We start from the raw sequence: 6,685 nt of genomic DNA, 5'->3' as shown, positions 1-6,685 counted from the left end.
CCAACTGCTCGAAGCATCGAAAACGACTGCTGTCGAATAGAGCGGCGGGGCACCCACAGGACAATCGTGACTTAAGTTAGGAAATGCTCATGATCAATAAATTAGTATGCGCTGGATTGCTGACCGTGGCATTCACGGCATGTGCCTCAACGTCCGTATCGGCGGTCCCCACGGCGACAACAGAGGAATTCCGGACCGTTAACTGGGCCGTCGTCAAGGCTACCGAAGTGCAATCCTTGAATGCTGATCTGGAGGTTGGGAAGCCTACGGTTGATGTCGGTCTGTATTATCCGTCCAATCTCCACAAGGATGCAGTTGCGATATTGCCGCTGGATGGCCTTCTGGAGGAGTTTGCAAAGGCCAAACGGGTCTTTGCGCCCACGGGTGTGCAGCTCAAGCTACTGTGGGTCAAGACCGGAGAAGTGGATCCGGGGTTTCTTGCGATCAACTCGACGAGTGTCCGTTCAGAGATGCCCTCGGGTGGCTATGGCAACATGTATGTTCAGAGTGGGCAAAGTCCGTCTGAATTGTCGGAAGGGGCACTCGCGGCATTCGAGAGTATAATCGAACCAGCCGAGAACAATAACAGGACGGTGTATCTCCTAGCGTTGCAAAACGTCTACATGACCTATTTCGAAAAGCTGGATGAGAATGGACGCAACTGGGCGCCGAAGGTCGTGAATACGTCTGGCCTTTCATTTCCGTCCTATATGTACGGAGACAGCATACCGGATCGCATCCGTGGAGTGATAACGCTGACCAAGCACGATGCGAAGAACAAGCTAACCATCGCGCACGAACTCGGCCACAAGCTCATGAATGTGAGCCATGAATACATGTCCGTCAGTCCCCAGCATGAAATTCGGTCCGAAGACGGCTTGATGCTGTATGGGGCTGGTACCCAGATCCCAGCGGGTCTGGACGGCCGCTGGCATCAGGAACGTCTGCTTTTGTCTCCATACATTTACCGCCAGGATTCTTCAGGAGAGAAGACCTGGAATGAGGACTACCGTGCTGGTGGATTCTACTACGATCCGCTTTACGAAGACTACGCCGTAGAATTTGAATAACCCCTCGGGGGAGATTGGCTAAAGTGCGACCCCCACTCGAGTCGGGTTTCTGGCAACGGTACGTTCACGCCACACTATGCCAAACCCTGCCTTTCTCCCCCACCCATTTTCAGGTGTTAAACAGGCGCTGTCAGTCAAATGTGAGCTCCGTCTCCGCTATTCGCGGTCCAGCGGGTGCTAGGCGACGAGAAGGTCGCGCCATTCGCGAAGAGCGGCGTCTCTTTTTTTGTTCGAACCGGGTTCTGGTGTTGATGTGCCTTTCGAGATTGAAGTGATTGTACACTGACGAATGGATTGAAACGAACTCTGCAGGTGCTGTCAGTCGAATACGAACCAGTCTCCGATATTCGCGGACGAGCAGGTGCTAGGCGACGAGAAGGTCGCGCCACTCGCGAAGCGCGGCGTCGCGTTTCCGTTTGAATCGAGTTCGGGAGTTGATGTGCCTTTCAAAATTGAAGTGATTGTACACTGACGAATGGATTGAGATGAATTTCTGCAAACTTCGCATCCGCCGGAAACGTGGCATGGCCCTCTCCCGTCTTCGGAACGGTAAGTGCGAATTCTCGGCCCGGTTGTTGAGATGACGACCGGTTTCCTGGCGCGTCTCATTTCCAATCATCTTCATTGCCGCCCGATAGGAGGGACATTTGTCCGTTACGACGACGTGCGGATTGCCATACCTCTTCATTGCTTTCTTTAGAAATTTCAACGCCGCAGCCTTGTCACGCTTCTTCGTCACGTACGATTCAAGGACTTCGCCCTCGTGATCCACCGCGCGCCAGAGGTAGTGTCGCTCGCCTGTGATTTTGACGAATACCTCGTCCAGGTGCCACTGCCATTGCGGACTCCGACGCATCGATTCCGACCGACGTTTCCGGATCTTGTGTGCGAATTAAGTGCCGAACCGATCGACCCAGAGACGGACGCTTTCGTGGCAAATGTCGATCCCACGCTCATGTAGTAGGTCTTCGACATTGCGCAGAGACAGCGGGAATCTGACATACATCATCACGCCAAGCTGGATGATCTCAGGAGAGGTTTTGAAGTAGCGGAACGGATTTTTCGACATGGGATGAGGCTACTCGCCGAGATCGATCACCTCAAGGTCGTTTGCGCTGACAGTGCCCTTGATGGTGTCAGAGAAGAGGTTTCAAACGTGTCCTCCTTTGACGAACTCGAAACGTTGCAAAATGAGGCAGAAAACCTCGCATCCAATGCCGGAGTCCTATGGTCTTCTGTAAGCGCCCCCTTTGATGACAAAAGAATGGAGATGGAGGTACGTTATGGAGACCACGATCCGAACTATGAGCGGTCAACAACAAAGACGTCTCGAGCTGTATCCGACGAGGCAAGCATTCGTAGTCTTTTTGGCACTTTACGGGATCGTTAGCCTTTAACCTGAAGCCTGAGGCTCCCTCACTCATCGGGCGAGTCTGCCCCTATTTACCGTTGCTATAAATTATTATTGAACGCTTTACTTATCCTGTTATCCCAAGCTGCGTGAGTTTGAACGCGCCCCAGAAGCCTCTTGTTGTCGGAGGCGAAGAACAGCATCTCCACTTCATTGAAGCCTTTGCGTACAAGTGTGCCGAGACAATCAATCAGTTGACGATCAAGGGTCTCTTGCTGTCCGAAAGGATCAACGTCTTCGACCATGTGGGCAATGAGGCCTATGGCAAAGGAGATACCTCGCTGGACTATGGTGCCTGCAAGCTCGCGTGCGCGCGGGCACGTCTTTTTTGTCTCGGATTTGTCATCCGGTGATCCTCCAAAAATTATTTCAATCTCGCGCAAAGGCTTGCCATCCACCCACGCGATTAGAGCTTCTTGAAGCATGTCGAGGTCATCGTTTGTAAGCTCGAGGGTCTTTGCTTTACCACAGGCGGTAAGAATACTGCGCCTAATGTCTTCAAGCAGCGCCGCTCGGGCACTTTCGTCCTCCTGCAGCCATTTGATCATCCATTTCAGCCAGTCGCTTACTGTCGTTGGCAGCGACCCCATATCGCCTGTAATCCTCGCCTTAAGATCGATGAGTAGTTTTGCGGGCAGTCCACTTTGCGACGAAAGAAGCGCTACGTTCTGATCGACACCATCTATCTCTTCGCTTGTAATAGCCTGCTTCAAAGCCTCGATCTTGTTGTCAAAAGTTTGTGTCTCCCCCTTTTGCTTCGCTACAAATGCGCCGAGAGATTTACGCAAATCAAAGAGGGGTATCGTCGTGCTCGCCTCTTCTGTGCCTCTCAAGACCGCCATGCGATTGATCGTGTAATTGACATCGGGATCAGTCATCTGACCTTGCATCACCCGGTCGAGTACAACTTCGAGGGGATCAGAGATAGTCACGCAATGGTCGTCTTCCGGCAGAATCGCCTGGAGTTTTTGTACGACTTGGTCGTCCAATGGTTTGTCTTGCTGAAAAGAGATAATGGGCTCGGGGATGAGGAGCACCAAACCGTTCGCAAGATGGCCCGCCCTTCCTGCTCGCGCGGCAGAGTTTAAAATCTCATGGGCTTCAAGACTCTCGCGCCCACCTTTCAATGTGTTGGCACGCTTGTCTCCTGCTAGTATGGCGAGCTGTGCGGGCAGATTGAGGCCTTGTGCCAATGTCGGCGTAGCGACAATGACCTGTGCGCCGGCATGACGCTTGAACATCTTCTCTGCGATGTCTCGCTCCAGTCTAAGCATGGCGGAGTTGTGAGGGACTGCCGAAGTTGGCCCCGTAAGAAGGGAGTGGTCGAGTCCCCCAAGTTCGGTTTCTAGAGCATCCCAGCGTTCTTGCTCATTCGAAGTAATCTCGATTTCGCTTTCCAACTGGTCAGAAATATCGTTCGCCACAGAAACGGCATCCCGCTTTGTGTTGACAAAAACAATAGTTTTCAGGCCGCGCTTAGCGGCAACAATGGCAAGCTCCACAGCGACCTGATTGGCATTAGGAGTAAGTTGAAGGGGGCCATATTTAATGTGCCCAGCAATAGTGACCCGGTATTCGAGAAGTTGGGTGCGCATGCAGTGAGCCGTTGCCTCCTCTCGGGACAGCCAGTTATGTTGAAGCCCCCAAATCGCATACGGAATGGCGGTTAGCTCTCGCGCTGCAAGTTTCCGCAAATCTTTTGCACGCTTCTTCTTTTTCTTGTCCTCTAAATCCTGCACTTCGAGCGCGCGCTTGCGTGCATCACTGAGATCACTATCATTGTAAATGATAACGCCGCGCGCTTGGCGGCTAGGCTTCCAGAGCAAATCGACCGTGAGGGCCGACCTCCCGGTAAGTTCTTGGAGCCATTGGGCCAAATTATTGCCATTCTTGACCATGGCAGACAAGAGCAGCAAATCTGCATTTGGGGCGACATTACAAAAGCCGAGCACACACAACATTGCATCAAGCGCGCGCCGGATCTTCCCAGTCTCCGGGCTAAGAAGGTGACATTCGTCAAAAACTAGTAATCCTACGTCCTTGAATGCATCAGGAGCAAAGGAAAGCATGGCCAGACACCGTTCAGGCGTCATGACCTCGATCTCCTTGAAAACCGCATCTTCTAGCATCAGTAAGTCAAAGTCGTTGGAGACTACCGATCCGAGCAGCTCGCTCGGAAACATTTCCTGTAGGTCCTCGGTCAATTGCTCGACGAGAGCGTGGGTAGGAGCGAGGAACGCCACTTTTTTGCCACGCGCAAGTACGCCCGCAATCTTGAGAGATGACACTGTCGTCTTGCCCGCGCCAGTGGGCAGAATGACAACCGAAGAGACGCCTGTCTCATGGAACCCATTTTCGATCGCTTGGCGATGATTTGACCAGACAAATGGAAATTTCTCTGCGCGGAAACGCAACCACTGTTCCCAGATTCCCACATCGGCGCCGGAGGGCGCGGGGGTGTTTAAAAGGCTGGCGCCTGTGATCGAACCAGCTGCAGCGAGCAATAGGGACGCGAGATGATATGGCCCTGGATAGGAAACTATCAGACCTTCATATGTGACTTCCGCGATATCGTTACTGGACGATGCGAGGGAGAGGACGCGCCTAAACGCGTCTTGGGGTGAATCGAACCGCACACTTATTTGCTCGGGGGCGTCCACGCGAAGGATCTGCGCAGCCAGCATTTCAATTCCGGCACAGAGTGCCTCTAGCAACGCTGCAACTGCTCGGTCTTCCAAGTCGACGTATGTGACGTCGCGACGCCATCTCGATGCGCGCTCCAGGATCGAAGTGAGCCGACCTCTCGCGAGGTCTTTGATATGCTCGGATAAGATCGTTGCCTCGTACCACTGCACAAGGCTGTCTGTTTTTATATTGGCGGCGGCCTCATTGGCATCGGCATATTGTTCGGAAGCCAAAAAGAGAACGGCTGCTGCCAAACTTGGATCAAGCCGATCCCGGTCGATGTTCGGCGGCAACTCTTCATCGGCGATTGCTGCCACTTGTCTTCTGGAAAGGATTTGCTGTGCCGTTCCAGCAACAAACGCTGCCGCTGCGCGCGACGGCCCTGCCGGTTGCAATGAAACAACCAGTTCAAAAGTGTCCGCAATCCGTTCGAGACTCCAGACGCTTTCATCTTTGTCTTCTTGTGCTTCACCGCCCCTAAGGCGTATCGACGCTAATTCAGCATAGTGCGCAGTCAGGATGGCGGGCAACTCGTCGGGATCAAGACCCGGCAGTTCCGGCGCAGATCGCAACAAGCTGGCGGTGGCCGCGTCAAACATTGGCCTCTCCTTCGCTAAGTGATTCGATATATTCGATTGCCAGCACAGCCAACTTATCGAACCAATCCCGTAACTCAGGGGCGACGACGAGGCACGCACCTACTCGTTGCTTCTGTTCGATCTCACCTATTTTGCTATAATCCTCAAATAGTTCCTTCCTGCTTTCTTCGCTATCGAGATCGGTCGTGACCGCAAATGCTGCACGATACCGACGCTTAGTCCGGTCGGTTACCGCCGCCGCAAGGCGGGCTGCCGTTCCATCATCAATGCCTGCTTTTCCGAGCAAGGCTGCCGCAGCAGCTATGATTTCCGCACTTCTTTTATTATCGTGACGATCCCGAAAGGCTGGGATCACCTTATACTTGAACGTCTCAATCGGATTGTCTGAGCACTTGTCCTCAAAAACCGTTACTCGGTCGATTCGCGTCTTATCGCCTGATAGCTCCAACATAAGTCCATCGAGACCCTGCGCTGTGGCGCTGACATGAGGGGCTTTCATGTAGGCCGATTTCCCGTAGGTTTGTCGTGCGGCAATCCATGAAATAGCTTCGAAGATGAAGCCATCACGTTGCCAACGCGGATATCCCATTCGTGGGGTTTGCTTTTTTTCCTGAACCGTCAGCCTGATCTTGGCCTCAGTACTCAATTCCGGCAGTGTGAATGCTGGGGTCGCAGCCTGCAATTCAGAGAGGATGTGACTGGCCTGCGCGGCTTGCCCCATCGCGATAATAACGATCAGTTGGGCAAGCTGTTGGTCATCATCAACGCACCAACGCTCTCCGATGCAGTGCTCGTTTATTGAGCTTGGTTCGACACTGAGAGGTGGCTCCGAAATACCTTCTTCGATTTCAACGGTGCCCAACTGCTTTTCTCCTCAACCTTCGGTATATATTATCAGGCCTCGACAAGATTATCAGCTT

At 53.0% G+C, this 6,685-nt stretch carries 3 protein-coding genes and 1 pseudogene; 1 reads left to right on the top strand and 3 read right to left on the bottom strand.

Annotation, left to right across the window (positions count from 1 at the left end; all coding sequences use genetic code 11):
- Positions 1–89: 89 nt before the first annotated feature.
- Positions 90–1,070 (top strand): hypothetical protein, encoded by a 981-nt coding sequence (locus HJO_RS06770; RefSeq protein ID WP_156945453.1) that lies wholly within the window; start codon positions 90–92, stop codon positions 1,068–1,070.
- Positions 1,071–1,434: 364 nt separating this feature from the next.
- Here HJO_RS06770 and HJO_RS06765 read toward each other — a convergent pair.
- The 3 genes and pseudogenes from HJO_RS06765 to HJO_RS06755 all read right to left on the bottom strand — a co-directional run bounded on the left by HJO_RS06765 (position 1,435) and on the right by HJO_RS06755 (position 6,627).
- Positions 1,435–2,139: pseudogene (locus tag HJO_RS06765) on the bottom strand (IS6 family transposase).
- A 383-nt stretch (positions 2,140–2,522) separates the two neighbouring features.
- Positions 2,523–5,765, bottom strand: a complete 3,243-nt coding sequence (locus tag HJO_RS06760; RefSeq protein WP_035615216.1) for a DEAD/DEAH box helicase — start codon at positions 5,763–5,765, stop codon at positions 2,523–2,525.
- The gene (locus tag HJO_RS06755) at positions 5,758–6,627 is read right to left on the bottom strand and encodes a hypothetical protein (RefSeq protein ID WP_206741818.1); all 870 of its coding nucleotides are present in this window, start codon (positions 6,625–6,627) and stop codon (positions 5,758–5,760) included. The genes HJO_RS06760 and HJO_RS06755 overlap by 8 nt, the downstream gene beginning before the upstream one ends.
- Positions 6,628–6,685 lie beyond the last annotated feature (58 nt).

The sequence above is a fragment of the Hyphomonas johnsonii MHS-2 genome, assembly GCF_000685275.1.
Classification (GTDB): Bacteria; Pseudomonadota; Alphaproteobacteria; order Caulobacterales; family Hyphomonadaceae; genus Hyphomonas; species Hyphomonas johnsonii.
The sequence above is the reverse complement of the archived record's forward strand: the minus strand, read 5'-3'. Positions and strand labels throughout refer to the sequence as shown.

What these genes read in the sequence shown, in the direction of transcription:
- HJO_RS06770 (WP_156945453.1), top strand. Translation starts at nt 90, where the DNA reads ATGATCAATAAATTAGTATGCGCTGGATTGCTGACCGTGGCATTCACG.
- HJO_RS06760 (WP_035615216.1), bottom strand. Translation starts at nt 5,765, where the DNA reads ATGTTTGACGCGGCCACCGCCAGCTTGTTGCGATCTGCGCCGGAACTG.